Source organism: Streptomyces rishiriensis, from assembly GCF_003112535.1.
Lineage (GTDB): Bacteria > Actinomycetota > Actinomycetes > Streptomycetales > Streptomycetaceae > Streptomyces > Streptomyces rishiriensis.
Window position 1 is genome coordinate 128557 of the sequence record NZ_BEWA01000030.1, and the last position, 12891, is coordinate 141447.

A 12891-nucleotide genomic window follows, 5' to 3' on the forward strand; every position below is an offset into this window, starting at 1 on the left:
CCGAACACTTCACCCCATCAGGTGACCAATGGGCCAATCACCCTGTGGGCGGTCGTACCAACCCCTTTCGATACGCGTAACGCACCGCCTGGGCCCGGCCCTTGAGCCCCGTCTTGGTGAACATGTTGTTGATGTGGGTCTTCACGGTGGCGGTGGACACGTTGAGCCTGCGTGCGATCTCCTGGTTGCTGAGCCCGTCGGCGATCAGCATCAGCACCTCCGCCTCCCGTGTGGTCAGCCCGTCGGGCGGGGTCGCGGGCTCCGCCGGTTCCGGCTCGGGGGCCGACAGGCGCTCCAGCAGCCTTCGCTGGACGCTCGGCGACAGCCCCGCGTCCCCCGACAGCACGCTGTGCACAGCCCGTACGATCTCGTCCCCGCCGGCGTCCTTGGTGAGGTAGCCGCGTGCTCCCGCTTTCAGCGCGGGGAACAGGGACTCGTCGTCCGCGTAGGTCGTGAGCACCACCACTTGCGTCCCCGGGTGCTGCGCGCGGATGCGCCGGGTCGCCTCCACTCCGTCGCAGCGGGGCATGCGCAGGTCCATCAGCACCACGTCGGGGGCGAGTTCGGCGACGAGTCGCACCGCCTCGTCCCCGTCCCCCGCGGCCCCCACGACCTCGACTCCCGGCAGCAGCCCGAGCAGCATCACGATGCCTTCCCGGACGACCGTCTGATCGTCCGCGACCACCACCCGGGCGGGCTTCCTCTCCGGCTCCTCGGTCATACCGGCACCTTCAACGTCACCACGAACCCTTCCTCACCCGGTCCCGCGGCGAGCGACCCGCCCAGCAACTCGGCGCGCTCCCGCATGCCCAGCAGACCGTACCCGCCCCCGACCTCGGCGAGTTCGCCCGGCGAGCCACCCGTGTCCCGCACGTCCAGGGTGACTTCGCGCGGGCTGTACTCCAGCCGCACGCAGACCTTCGCGCCCGGCGCGTGCTTCCGGACGTTCGTCAGGGCCTCCTGGGCGACCCTGCGCACGGCCTGTGACGCCTCGGCCGGCAGCGGCCGGCGTTCACCCCCCACGGTGACCTCGGCGCCGTCGGACGAGCGGACGAGATCGCTCAGGAAGTCCTCCAGCGGCGTCACTTCTCCCCGCAGGGCGGACAGCGACTGTCTGGTCTCGTCCAGGCCGTCGCGGGCCATCCCCCGGGCCGCCACCACGCGCGCGAGGATCTGCTCGCGGTCCGCCCCTCGCTCGATCAGCAGCCGGGCCGCCTCCAGGTGCACGAGCTGCGCCGAGAGACTGTGCGCCAGGACGTCGTGGATCTCCCGGGCGATACGGGCCCGCTCGGCGAGCGCGGCGGACTCGGCTTCGGCGGCGCGCGCCGCCCGCTCCTGGGCGAGCAGTCGCTGCGCGTTGCCTCGGGCTTCGGCGTCCAGACGCAGGGCGTATCCGGCGAGGGCCATTCCCCCGATGACGGACGCCAAGGTCAGACCGTTGCCGTCGTCGACCGCCGCGAAGGCGGCGAACCCGGCCGAGGCCACCGGCAGCGCCGCGATCAAGGGCAGCCTCTCCAGGGCCGTGATGGCGCACCCGCAGCACAGGACGATGGCCGGCGAGCGGAATCCGGCAACCTCGGACCCGACCGCCAGCCCCAGCAGCATGACGACGAGTGCCAGGGACGGCCACAGCCGGTGTTCGAGCGTGGTCCGGAACAGGGCCCATGCCAGCCCGCCGGCCACCAGGGCTCCGACGGCGCCGGCCACCGCGATCCACCCGTGGACACGGCTGTCGTGGAAGGCCGCCCACATCAGCGCGGTCAGCACCAGCAGCCGCACCGCCCGGGCCAGCAGCCGCCTGGGCCGTGAGACCTCCTTGGGGCTCAGCGCCTCCCGCGAGGGCCAGCGGGTCCAGCCGTTCTCCGTCACACCGGCTCCTTCCACGCGGACCGGAGCACGCCGTCACGGTACGCCGTGGCGGATACGGGGGCCGGACGCAGAGACTGCGCACGCCAGATCAGGAGGCCCGAGCGAACCAGAAGGGTGCCCGCGAGAGCGAGTATCAGGGCGGAGCCGTCCTGGTGGACGCCCAGTAGCGTGCCGATCCCGAAAAGCCCCAGCCGCAGGCCGATGCCGACGGCCCAGACGGCGACGCTCGCCCTGGTGCTCCTGCTCCAGACGGCACCGTCCGGCTCCACCCAGATGCGGGTGGTCCAAGCCCAGGCCGCGCCCATGGCCAGGCCGACGATCACTTCGGCACCGAACACCAGCGCCGCCGTGGTGGGGTGACCCGTGTCGAGGAGTTGCGGTTCGCGCAGTGCCAGGACGGCCAGGACGCCGGGCAGGAGCCACCATCGCCGGTCCGTGCCGACGCGGCTTGCGCGGAACTGCCGCACGATCACGAGTGCGATCACGGCGACGATCACCAGTGCGTCGACGAGCCCGGACATCACAGCCTCCGTGAGCGGGAAGGGGGCCGGCAGCGAATGCCGCCGATGCCTTCGACGCTACGGAAATCCGTCCGTCCGCAGATCGGAGCCGGGGTGGAACGTGGGTGGATCTCCGCCGGCGGAGGCCTCCACCCACGGGTGGAGGCCCGACTAGAAGCCAACCGGACCCCCGACCGGACGCCCGTCGGCCGCCCCTGACCGGTACGGCTCGCGGGCCCGACCAGACCGTCACACGGACTTCTGGCCGAGCGCGTACAGGACCGAGCCCGTACAGACCGGAGCGCGTACAGACCGGAGCGCGCAAGGGCCCCAGCGCGGTCCTCGCCGCGGCTACGCGTCGATCCTGGACCGGTCCAGCGTGGCCGCGGAGCTGGAGATGAACTCCTTGCGCGGCGCCACATCGTTGCCCATGAGCAGGTCGAAGACCTGCTCGGCGGCCTCCAGGTCGGAGAGGTTGATGCGTCGCAGGGTGCGATGACGCGGGTCCATCGTCGTCTCGGCCAGCTGATCGGCGTCCATCTCGCCCAGACCCTTGTAGCGCTGGATGGAGTCCTTGTACCTCACGCCCTTGCTCTGGAACTCCATGAGCCTGTCGCGCAGCTCCCGGTCCGAGTACGTGTACACGTACCTGTCCTGGCCCTTCTTGGGCTGGACCAGCTCGATGCGGTGCAGCGGCGGCACCGCGGCGAACACCCGGCCCGACTCGACCATGGGCCGCATGTAGCGATGGAACAGCGTCAGCAACAGCGTCCGGATGTGGGAACCGTCCACATCGGCGTCGGTCATCATGATGATCTTGCCGTAACGGGCCGCATCGATGTCGAAGGTCCGCCCGGAGCCCGCCCCTATGACCTGGATGATCGCCCCGCACTCGGCGTTCTTCAGCATGTCGGTCACGGACGACTTCTGGACGTTGAGGATCTTGCCCCGGATCGGCAGCAGCGCCTGGAACTCGGAGTTGCGGGCCAGCTTCGCCGTACCGAGCGCCGAGTCGCCCTCGACGATGAACAGTTCGCTGCGCTCGACGTCGTCGCTGCGGCAGTCGGCCAGCTTGGCGGGCAGGGACGAGGACTCCAGCGCCGTCTTGCGACGCTGTGCGTCCTTGTGCTGCCGCGCCGCGATACGCGTGCGCGCGGCGGCGACCGCCTTCTCCATCACGACCCGCGCCTGAGCGGCCGCGTCGCGCTTGGTGGAGGTCAGGAACGCCTTCAGCTCCCTGGAGATCACGGTGTTCACGATGCGCCGGGCCGCCGAGGTGCCCAGGACCTCCTTGGTCTGACCCTCGAACTGGGGTTCGGCCAGGCGCACGGTGACGACGGCCGTCAGACCCTCCAGCGCGTCGTCCTTGACGATGTCGTCCTCCGCGACGCGCAGCAGCTTCTTGGCCCGCAGCACCTCGTTCATCGTCTTGGCCACGGCCTGCTCGAACCCGGCGACATGGGTGCCGCCCTTGGGCGTGGCGATGATGTTGACGAACGACCGCAGCGTCGTGTCGTAACCGGTCCCCCAGCGCAGCGCCACATCCACGCCGAGCTCGCGGGTGACCTCGGTCGGGGTCATCTGCCCGTGCTCGTCCAGGACCGGCACCGTCTCCTTGAACGTGCCCTGGCCGGTGAGGCGCAGGACGTCGCAGACCGGCTTGTCGGCGGCCAGGTACTCGCAGAACTCGCTGATGCCGCCGTCGAAACGGAAGGACTCCTCGCCCTTGCTGCCGCCCTCACCGAGCCCGTACTCGTCGCGCACGACGATGGTCAGGCCCGGCACCAGGAACGCCGTCTGGCGGGCGCGCTGATGGAGGTTCTCCAGGGAGAGCTTGGCGTCCTTGAGGAAGATCTGACGGTCGGCCCAGTACCGCACGCGCGTGCCGGAGCGGTTCTTGGCGACCCGCTTGACCTTGCGCAGGCCGCCGGTCTCGAACGTGGCGTCCGGACCGATCGCGGCGAAGGAGCCCGGGACACCTCGCCGGAAGCTGATCGCGTGCGTGTGGCCACTGCGGTCCACCTCGACGTCGAGCCGGGCGGACAGGGCGTTGACCACGGAGGCGCCGACGCCGTGCAGGCCGCCGGAGGCGGCGTACGAGCCGCCGCCGAACTTGCCGCCGGCGTGCAGCTTGGTCATGACGACCTCGACGCCGGACAGACCGGTCTTGGGCTCGACGTCGACGGGGATGCCACGACCGTTGTCACGGACCTCCACCGAGGCGTCGTCGTGGAGGATCACCTCGATGTGGTCGCAGTAACCGCCCAGGGCCTCGTCGACGGAGTTGTCGATGATCTCCCACAGGCAGTGCATCAGACCACGGCTGTCGGTCGAGCCGATGTACATACCCGGGCGCTTCCGCACGGCCTCGAGGCCTTCGAGGACGAGCAGGTGCCGCGCGGTGTAATTGGAACCGTCCCGGTCTGCTCCTGCCAGCAGCGCTGTGGACGGCACGGACATTTCGGCGGTCACGCGGTTCGCTCCTCGCTGAATTTCAGTTGGGGCCCTTCGGGGTAAGGGCGCGGCTTGGGTTACCGCCACGAGGGTACCGAGGCCTGGTAGAGCCGTTGCCACGCCACCCTCGCGTCTGAACTCACACTAGTCCAGCGTCGTATACATGTTCGATCCCTCGATGGAGTGAAGTACATGTCACGTTCCCTTCGAGGCATGAACCATTTAGGCTCCGGGCACGTCCTCATGAACAAACCGGCAAGCCAGCCGGGAGGACCGGACCCTGACCGACAGCGCGAAACCGTAAGCACCGAAGACCACGCAATACGGCACATTCGCCGCCAAACGGCAGCAGACGGCCACCTCGGAAAGATTTTTCGAGGAAAAGCCACGAGCGGGAACGTTTTGGGGCTGGTTGGATGTTGACCCTGGTACGACAGCTCGTCGAGCTAGAGAAGAGGCGACGTGACTACTGTTCTGACCCCCGCGAGCCCGCTGACGGCCGCTGACCGCTGCGACCGCTGCGGCGCCCAGGCGTACGTGCGCGTCGTCCTGCTCAGCGGCGGAGAACTGCTCTTCTGCGCCCACCACGGCCGCAAGTTCGAGCCGGAACTCAAGAAGATCGCCGCTGAGATACAGGACGAGACGGAGCGGCTGACTACCGTTCCCGTGTCCGCCTCCGAAGAAGAGCGCTGATCCGACGCGTCGACGACGAGCCAGACCGGCACAGGCCGGCGTACGGGCGGCCGTCCCTGCTCCCAGGGGCGGCCGCCCGCTCGTGTGACAACGGCGCGGCCGGGAGCCCGGACCTTGCCGAGAAGGCCCGCTCAGGCGCCGCCAGGGGCCTCGTGGGGGCTTCGGGTGCCGACGTCCCAGTGCAGTGTCCGCAGGGCGTCGGAGACCCGTGTGTAGACGCCCGGGCTGTCCGGGCGCCCGCAGCCGCTGCCCCAGGAGACGAGCCCGATGAGGCGGCCCTGCGCGACCAGCGGTCCGCCGCTGTCGCCCTGACAGGCGTCGGGGCCGCCCCGTGCCTCCCCCGCGCACACCATGCTCCGTGCCTGATAGGTGCCGTCGGTGGACCCGGGGTATGCCCGCTCGCAGAGGGTGTCGGCCAGGACGTGGACGTGGGCCGCCCGCAGGCTGTGGGCGTACGCGCCGAATCCCGAGGTGTCGCCCCAGCCGTAGACGACCGCGTCCGAGCCCGGCTCGTAGGCCGTGTCGCCCGCGGCGGCCATGGGGGCGACCGCCGTCGCCGCGAGCGGCTCGGCAAGGCTCAGCACGGCGAAGTCGCCGGCGTTGCTGGAGCTGTCGTAGCCCGGGTTCACCCAGACGCTGCGCACGGAGATCTCCTGCCCCACGCTCGTGTACAGGTCCGTACGGCCCGCGACGACCTTCAGGTCGGACAACTGCCCCGGCGACGCTCCGAGGACGTCCTCGCCCATGCAGTGGGCCGCGGTGAGCACGGTGGACCGGCCGACGGCCACGCCTCCGCAGAACTGGCCCGAGCGCGTACCTCCGAACCGGTCACGGCTGGACAGGGCGACCACCCACGGCGCCTGGGAGACGTCGATGGGGACACCCCCCAGGACGACGCCGTCGGAGGCTGCCGGGGCGGCGGAGGCCAACGGTATGGCCATCACCGCGGCCGCCAGGATCAACGGCCGGGACAGCGCCCGGACCAGACAACGACGCATGCGCGCTCCTCACTCGAAGTGATCGATGAACACCCAGAGTGATTCAGCGCGCCCGGACCCGCACCCGCGCGCCGACGCCGAAGGCCCGGCTCCCTTGAGGGGAGCCGGGCCTTCGACCTGGTTGAGCCGGGCGACCTAGTCGAGGTAGTCGCGCAGCACCTGCGAACGAGACGGGTGGCGCAGCTTCGACATCGTCTTGGACTCGATCTGGCGGATGCGCTCGCGCGTGACGCCGTACACCTTGCCGATCTCGTCGAGGGTCTTCGGCTGACCGTCGGTGAGACCGAATCGCATGGAGACGACGCCCGCCTCCCGCTCGGAGAGCGTGTCGAGCACCGAGTGCAGCTGCTCCTGCAGAAGCGTGAAGCTGACCGCGTCGGCCGGGACGACGGCCTCGGAGTCCTCGATGAGGTCGCCGAACTCGCTGTCGCCGTCCTCGCCCAGGGGAGTGTGCAGCGAGATGGGCTCGCGGCCGTACTTCTGGACCTCGATGACCTTCTCCGGGGTCATGTCGAGTTCCTTGGCCAGCTCCTCCGGGGTGGGCTCGCGACCCAGGTCCTGGAGCATCTGGCGCTGCACGCGCGCGAGCTTGTTGATGACCTCGACCATGTGCACCGGGATGCGGATGGTGCGGGCCTGGTCGGCCATCGCGCGGGTGATCGCCTGCCGGATCCACCAGGTGGCGTAGGTGGAGAACTTGTAGCCCTTGGTGTAGTCGAACTTCTCGACCGCGCGGATCAGACCGAGGTTGCCCTCCTGGATGAGGTCCAGGAAGAGCATGCCGCGGCCGGTGTAGCGCTTGGCCAGGGAGACCACCAGACGGAGGTTGGCCTCCAGAAGGTGGTTCTTGGCGCGGCGGCCGTCCTCCGCGATGATCTCCAGCTCGCGCTTGAGCTTCGGCGCGAGCTTGTCGGCGTTGGCCAGCTTGTCCTCGGCGAACAGACCGGCCTCGATGCGCTTGGCGAGCTCGACCTCCTGCTCGGCGTTGAGCAGCGGGACCTTGCCGATCTGCTTGAGGTAGTCCTTGACCGGGTCGGCGGTGGCGCCCGCGGCCGCGACCTGCTGCGCGGGCGCGTCGTCCTCGTCCTCGTCGGACAGGACGAAGCCGGCGCTCTCGGTGCCCTCGGGCTCGCCCTCGGCCTTGGGAGCGTCCTCGAGGACCTCTTCCTCGACCAGCTCGGCGTCGTCCTTCTTGGCGGTCGTCTTCTTGGCGACCGTCTTCTTCGTGGCGACGGTCTTCTTGGCGGCCGCCTTCTTGGCGGTCGTGGTCGTCGTCTTCTTGGCAGCCGCCTTCTTGGCGGGGGCGGCTTCCTCTGCGGGATCGTCCACAGCGGGGGCGGCAGGGGCGGCCTCGGTGGTGGCAGTGGCCTTCCGCGTGGTCACCGTCTTCGCAGCGACCGTCTTGGTGGCGGTGCGCTTGGCCGGACTCTTCGCTGCGACGCTCTTTCGGGTGCGCTTGGGCTCCGCGGCACTGACCATCAGCGTCACACCCTCTTCCTCGAGGATCTGGTTGAGGCTGCGCAGTACGTTCTTCCACTGAGTGGCCGGAATCTGGTCAGCTTCGAAGGCCCGACGCACATCGTCGCCGGCGATCTGCCCCTCAGCCTTTCCCCGCTCAATGAGCGCCATGACAGAGACGGACTCGGCGATCTCCGGCGGGAGCGTACGGGATGTGCTGGCCGACACGAACAACCTCTCGGAACGTTGGAAAACGGCTTCCGGCCCCGTTCGCAGACGAACAGGAGCCGACCACCGGCCTGGGGATGGGCCGACGGTGCGGGCGGGGGCCGGGAGGATTCACAGCGCCTTGAACGGCGTCCGTATTCCCTCCGCGGCAGCCACCTCTTAGGTCATCGCGTTGTTTCCACAAGCGTTACGCCCAATCTTCGTGGCCCGAGTCACACCCCGTAAGCATGCAAAAACGGTCAGACACGGGCAGAGGCGGTCACCCGTGGTGTCTACCCGAGCCTCCGCGGCCGAATCCCCCTTGTGTCCCGACATACATCCCCGACCGAGTCTCCCCCTGATCTCCCCCTGTCGGCCGTCGGACCCCGCAGGGCCCGTGGCGGGTCCTGCGGGGTCCGGAGAGGGCGGGCGCGTCGCCCGGGGATGACGCGGCAGGACAGGACGTCCGCGGGCCGTGCCACCCGCGGATGCGGTCAGTGCTCGCGCGGCGCCGGCACGACGCGCTCCACCTCGGGATGCACGGCGAGCAGCTGCCGCATGGCCGTCTCGGCGGCGGTCCCGTCGCCCGCGGCGAGCGCGTCGACGATCCTGCCGTGGTGGGAGAGCGACGCGTCGGTGGGGCGCTCGCACCCCGCGATCGGGCCGCCGGAGACCTGCAGAGCGGAGGACACGATCCCCGAGAGGTGCTCCAGCATGCGGTTGCTCGCGACCTGGATGAGCAGCGAGTGGAACTCGGCGTCGGCCCGGGAGTACGTCAGACCGTCGCCCTGCCCCATGGCGTGAGCCATGATCTCGACCATGTCGGAGAGTCGCTGCTGAATGTCGGGTCGCCCGTGCCCGGCGGCGAGGCGGGCGGCGAGCGGCTCGATCGTCCAGCGCAGCTCGCTCAGCTCGCGACGCTGGTCGTCACGCTGGGGGCCGAAGGCCCGCCACTCGATGATGTCCGGGTCGAGAAGGTTCCAGTCGCTCACGGGACGCACACGTGTGCCGACGTTCGGTCGGGCGCTGACCAGGCCCTTGGCCTCGAGGACGCGCAGCGACTCGCGGACGACGGTGCGGGACACCTCGAACCGCTGGCCGATCTCCTCGGGCACCAGCGGGCGGTCGGCTCCCAGGTCGCCCGAGACGATCATCTGGCCGAGCTGCTGGACGAGTTGGCCGTGCAGTCCGCGTCCGCGGCTGCCCGCAGCGCGGCGCCCCACGCGGCCCAGTTCGGGATCGGCGGACTCCCAGACGGGAGCTCCGACGCGGCTGGCGGCGGGGGCCTCGGCGTAGGGGTAGCGGTCGAGTCCGCCCGGGCCGGCCAGACCGGAGTCGGAAGAGCGGGCGGCGGTCATCATGGTGTGCGCAAGGGTACTCACGGATCCTTTGTCGGCGCTGCCTCCAACTGCCTTGAGGTCTTTGGTGAAAAGCACACGAAAGGGTGATCGCTCACCTCGTCGCAATTGACGCCTTATCGGAAAGAAACGGGCTTTCTGTGGGGAGTTGCGCACATGCCAGGACGGGATCGGCCGGGGACGGTCGTCACCGGACCTTGCTGCGTAGTGTGGTGAGCACATACGCGCACACCAGGGCGGTGAGGGACAAGGTCATTGCCCCGCCGACAGGTTGGGCGATCACGCGTGCCGCGGCCGCCAGGTACCGCTCTCCCCCGAAGGGCCACTGCACCAGGAGCGTCTCCCGCAACCGCACGGCCAGACCGGCCGCCGTCCGCACGGACGTGCTCCCCACGAGCTGCTGTACGACGGGCACGACGACCACCGGCACGGCCACCACCGCCGCCAGCCCGGCCGTGGTGGAACGGAAGACACCGGCGGCCAGCACACCGGCCCAGGCGCAGCCGACCACGAGTGCGAGCCAACCCGCGCTCAGCGCCATCCAGTCGGCGGGAACTCGCGCGAGCTCCCGTCCGTAGACGAGATAGAGCACTTCGGCGTCGCAGCCCACCGTGAGAAAGGCGAGCATCAGGGCGGTGAAGGCGGCGACGAGGAGCTTGGCGGTGAGCACCCCGAGCCTGCGGGGCACGGTGCCTCGGTCCGCGGCCAGGGCGGGGTGGCGGAACTCGTCACCGAAGGCCAGCGCGCCGAGCAGCCCGGCGCCGAGCGCCGCCGGCGGGAGCGGCAGATCCACGGGCCACGCGGCCAGCAGACGTGACTGCCGGGTGTGGCCGGCGTGGGCCAGGAGCAGGGCGGTGAGGGCGGAGACGAGCAGCACGACGGCACCGGTGACGAAGCCGGTGCTGATCCCGGTGGCGCGGCGGAGTTCGTAACGCAGGGGCCGCAGGGGACCGGGAGCGGAACATACGGAGATGGGGGGCGGCAGGTCCGGCAGGGCGTCGGGACCGCGCGCGGCGGAGGCCCGCGGGGTGCGCCGGGCGGACGGCAGGACGAGCGGTGCGGCGGCGGGGCGACGCTCCTCCACGGCGAGAGACGCGGTCGTGGTCGACGCCGCGAGGGCCGAGGAGGTCGCGCTCGGCGCGTCCGGGCTCGCGCCGTCCTCGCCCGCCGCTGCGGGACCGGTCCGGGAGCCGCCCGCCCCGGCCTGGGAAACGTCCGAAGAAGGCCCCTCCGCCGGCCGGTGCGTCGCGGTCACGGAGAACGGGGCCGGTTCGCTGTCGGACGCCTCCGTCGCGACGGCGGCAGCGGCCTTCCGCGCGTCGCCCTCGACACCGGCGCCCTCGGACGACTCCAGGCCGTCCGAACCCTTCGGGAAGACGCCGACGACGGCTCGCTCGCCGGACGTCGGCCCCGGCTGCGCGGCCCCCGAGAGGCGCGACCCGGCTTCGGCGCACACGGAGAGCGAAGCCCCCGCATCCGTCCCGGCCACCGCGACCGCCCCGGCCACCGCGTCCGCCCCGGCTCCCGGACCCATGTCCCCTGTCTCGTCGGCCAGTTGATGGACCAGGACGCCGTGCCGGAAAGCCGTCTCACCGACGTGGGCGCACGTGCTGCCGTACACGGAGAGCCGGTTGCCGTCCTCCTGCACGACCTCGACCGAGCGTCGTCCGGCCCGGGCCTCCTGGGTGAGCAGGGCGGCCAGGCGCGCGGCGTGGGGGGTGCGTACAGCCACCCGGGGGCGCAGCCGGGTGCGGGCGAAGTCGGCGGCTTCCTGATCGGCGACGAGCCTGCCCCGGTCGAGAGTGACGACGCGGTCGGCGGTGCGGGCCGCCTCCTTGGGGTCGGCCGTGGTCGTCAGGACCGTGCCGCCCTGGGCAGCGTGTGCGCGCAGCATGCCGAACAGCCAACGGCTCTCCCGCCCGGAGAGGCCGTCGGCGGGATCGTCGAGGACGAGAGTGTGCGGATCGGCGAGAAGCGCGCAGGCCAGACCGAGCCGCCGGTCGACGCCGCGGGAGAGGGCGCCGAGGCGCTCGTCGCGCAGGCTGACCAGACCGACGACCTCCAGCACCTCGTCGGCCCGCCGGACCGGGACGCCGGCGGCCGCGCACAGCATGCGCAGATGACCGCGGACCGTGCGCGCGGGATGCCCCGGCACATCACCCAGGAGGACGCCGACCTCGCGCGAGGGCTGCGCGATGCGGTGCAGGGGGCGGCCTCTGAAGTAGGCGAGGCCACGGCCCTGTTGGAGTTCGAGCATCAGTCTCAGCACGGTGGTCTTGCCCGCGCCCGGCGCCCCGAGCAGCACGGTGACGCGGCCCGCGCGCGCCTCGAAGGAGACGTCGTCGACGGCGGGCGGAAGCGCCTTGCGGGAATTGCTGGTCAGTCCGAAGGCCTGGATCACCCGAAGCAAGATAGCGCGCTATGTCCGTTTTTTCCGTTCACCGCACGGTCGGGCGCGCAAGCGTGCCCGGCCTGCCGTGCACCGCTCCCGCGCGCGGGTCTCCGCGGCGGTCCGCTGTCAGACCTCGGGCCGCAGCATCGGCGGGTTGAGCAGCGTCGCGCCGCCCGCGCGGAAGAGCTGGGCGGGGCGGCCGCCCTGCCTGGTGGTGGTGCCGCCGGTGGGGACCAGGAAGCCGGGCGTGCCCGTCACCTTGCGGTGGAAGTTGCGCGGGTCGAGTGCCACGCCCCACACCGCCTCGTACACGCGGCGCAGTTCGCCGACCGTGAACTCCGTGGGGCAGAACGCGGTCGCGAGGGACGAGTACTCGATCTTGGAGCGGGCTCGTTCCACCCCGTCCGCGAGGATCTGCGCATGATCGAAGGCGAGCGGCGCCTCCGTCCCGCCGTCGCGGCCGTGTCCTCCCTGCTCCAGCAGTTCCTCGACGGGCGCCCAGCGCGCGTTGCTGGCGTCGCCGCCCGCTCGCGGAGCCGGGAGGTCCGGGGCGAGCGCCAGGTGCGCGACGCTGACGACGCGCATCCGGGGGTCGCGCCCGGGGTCGCCGTAGGTGGCGAGCTGCTCCAGGTGGGCGCCGTTGTCCTGGGCGGAGGCCGAGGCATCGTGGGCGTGCAGACCGGTCTCCTCGGCCAGTTCACGCGCCGCGGCCTGCGTCAGGTCCTCGTCGGCCCGCACGAAGCCGCCGGGCAGCGCCCATCGCCCCTTGTAGGGCGACTCACCCCTGCGCACCGCCAGCGCGCACAGGGCGTGACGGCGCACGGTCAGCACGACCAGGTCCACGGTGACGGCGAAAGGCGGAAAGGCTGACGGGTCGTAGGGCATGCGGTGATCATAGTCGTCTCCCTGACGATAAACACTCCTTTCGCCGGTCGCATCGATGCCTGATCCGCTGCCGTCCA

The 12891-nt window shown here is 70.9% G+C and carries 10 protein-coding genes; 1 reads left to right on the top strand and 9 read right to left on the bottom strand.

The features are described 5' to 3' along the window. Nucleotides 1-37: 37 nt before the first annotated feature. The 4 genes from Sri02f_RS37930 to Sri02f_RS37945 all read right to left on the bottom strand — a co-directional run bounded on the left by Sri02f_RS37930 (nucleotide 38) and on the right by Sri02f_RS37945 (nucleotide 4841). The gene (locus tag Sri02f_RS37930; RefSeq protein WP_109005853.1) at nucleotides 38-721 is read right to left on the bottom strand and encodes a response regulator transcription factor; all 684 of its coding nucleotides are present in this window, start codon (nucleotides 719-721) and stop codon (nucleotides 38-40) included. After that, nucleotides 718-1869 carry a sensor histidine kinase gene (locus tag Sri02f_RS37935; protein ID WP_109005854.1) on the bottom strand — a complete coding sequence of 384 codons (1152 nt, stop codon included), beginning with the start codon at nucleotides 1867-1869 and terminating at the stop codon, nucleotides 718-720. Before Sri02f_RS37935 ends, Sri02f_RS37930 begins: the two co-directional genes overlap by 4 nt. Next, nucleotides 1866-2390: a DUF1453 family protein gene (locus Sri02f_RS37940; RefSeq protein ID WP_109005855.1), complete on the bottom strand. Its 525-nt coding sequence runs from the start codon at nucleotides 2388-2390 to the stop codon at nucleotides 1866-1868. Before Sri02f_RS37940 ends, Sri02f_RS37935 begins: the two co-directional genes overlap by 4 nt. A gap of 330 nt (nucleotides 2391-2720) precedes the next feature. Next, nucleotides 2721-4841, bottom strand: a complete 2121-nt coding sequence (locus Sri02f_RS37945) for a DNA gyrase/topoisomerase IV subunit B (RefSeq protein WP_109005856.1) — start codon at nucleotides 4839-4841, stop codon at nucleotides 2721-2723. A gap of 444 nt (nucleotides 4842-5285) precedes the next feature. On the opposite strand from Sri02f_RS37945, the gene Sri02f_RS37950 reads away from it, so the two are divergent. Then, complete coding sequence (locus tag Sri02f_RS37950) at nucleotides 5286-5516, top strand: DUF7455 domain-containing protein (RefSeq protein ID WP_069767438.1); 231 nt, start codon at nucleotides 5286-5288, stop codon at nucleotides 5514-5516. A 131-nt stretch (nucleotides 5517-5647) separates the two neighbouring features. Here the strand turns inward: Sri02f_RS37950 and Sri02f_RS37955 are convergent, their stop codons facing one another. The 5 genes from Sri02f_RS37955 to Sri02f_RS37975 all read right to left on the bottom strand — a co-directional run bounded on the left by Sri02f_RS37955 (nucleotide 5648) and on the right by Sri02f_RS37975 (nucleotide 12814). Further along, nucleotides 5648-6514 (bottom strand): serine protease, encoded by an 867-nt coding sequence (locus Sri02f_RS37955; protein ID WP_109005857.1) that lies wholly within the window; start codon nucleotides 6512-6514, stop codon nucleotides 5648-5650. A gap of 135 nt (nucleotides 6515-6649) precedes the next feature. Further along, nucleotides 6650-8200 carry an RNA polymerase sigma factor gene (locus Sri02f_RS37960; protein ID WP_109005889.1) on the bottom strand — a complete coding sequence of 517 codons (1551 nt, stop codon included), beginning with the start codon at nucleotides 8198-8200 and terminating at the stop codon, nucleotides 6650-6652. Nucleotides 8201-8673: 473 nt separating this feature from the next. Beyond that, complete coding sequence (locus Sri02f_RS37965) at nucleotides 8674-9561, bottom strand: FadR/GntR family transcriptional regulator (protein ID WP_109005858.1); 888 nt, start codon at nucleotides 9559-9561, stop codon at nucleotides 8674-8676. Nucleotides 9562-9724: 163 nt separating this feature from the next. Beyond that, nucleotides 9725-11938 carry an ABC transporter ATP-binding protein gene (locus Sri02f_RS37970; RefSeq protein WP_109005859.1) on the bottom strand — a complete coding sequence of 738 codons (2214 nt, stop codon included), beginning with the start codon at nucleotides 11936-11938 and terminating at the stop codon, nucleotides 9725-9727. A 117-nt stretch (nucleotides 11939-12055) separates the two neighbouring features. Continuing rightward, the gene (locus tag Sri02f_RS37975; RefSeq protein ID WP_109005860.1) at nucleotides 12056-12814 is read right to left on the bottom strand and encodes an NUDIX hydrolase; all 759 of its coding nucleotides are present in this window, start codon (nucleotides 12812-12814) and stop codon (nucleotides 12056-12058) included. Nucleotides 12815-12891 lie beyond the last annotated feature (77 nt).

Excerpts from the sequence above, each read along its gene's own strand:
- Sri02f_RS37930 (WP_109005853.1), bottom strand. The coding sequence starts at position 721 with ATGACCGAGGAGCCGGAGAGGAAGCCCGCCCGGGTGGTGGTCGCGGAC.
- Sri02f_RS37940 (WP_109005855.1), bottom strand. The coding sequence starts at position 2,390 with ATGTCCGGGCTCGTCGACGCACTGGTGATCGTCGCCGTGATCGCACTC.
- Sri02f_RS37955 (WP_109005857.1), bottom strand. The coding sequence starts at position 6,514 with ATGCGTCGTTGTCTGGTCCGGGCGCTGTCCCGGCCGTTGATCCTGGCG.
- Sri02f_RS37975 (WP_109005860.1), bottom strand. The coding sequence starts at position 12,814 with ATGCCCTACGACCCGTCAGCCTTTCCGCCTTTCGCCGTCACCGTGGAC.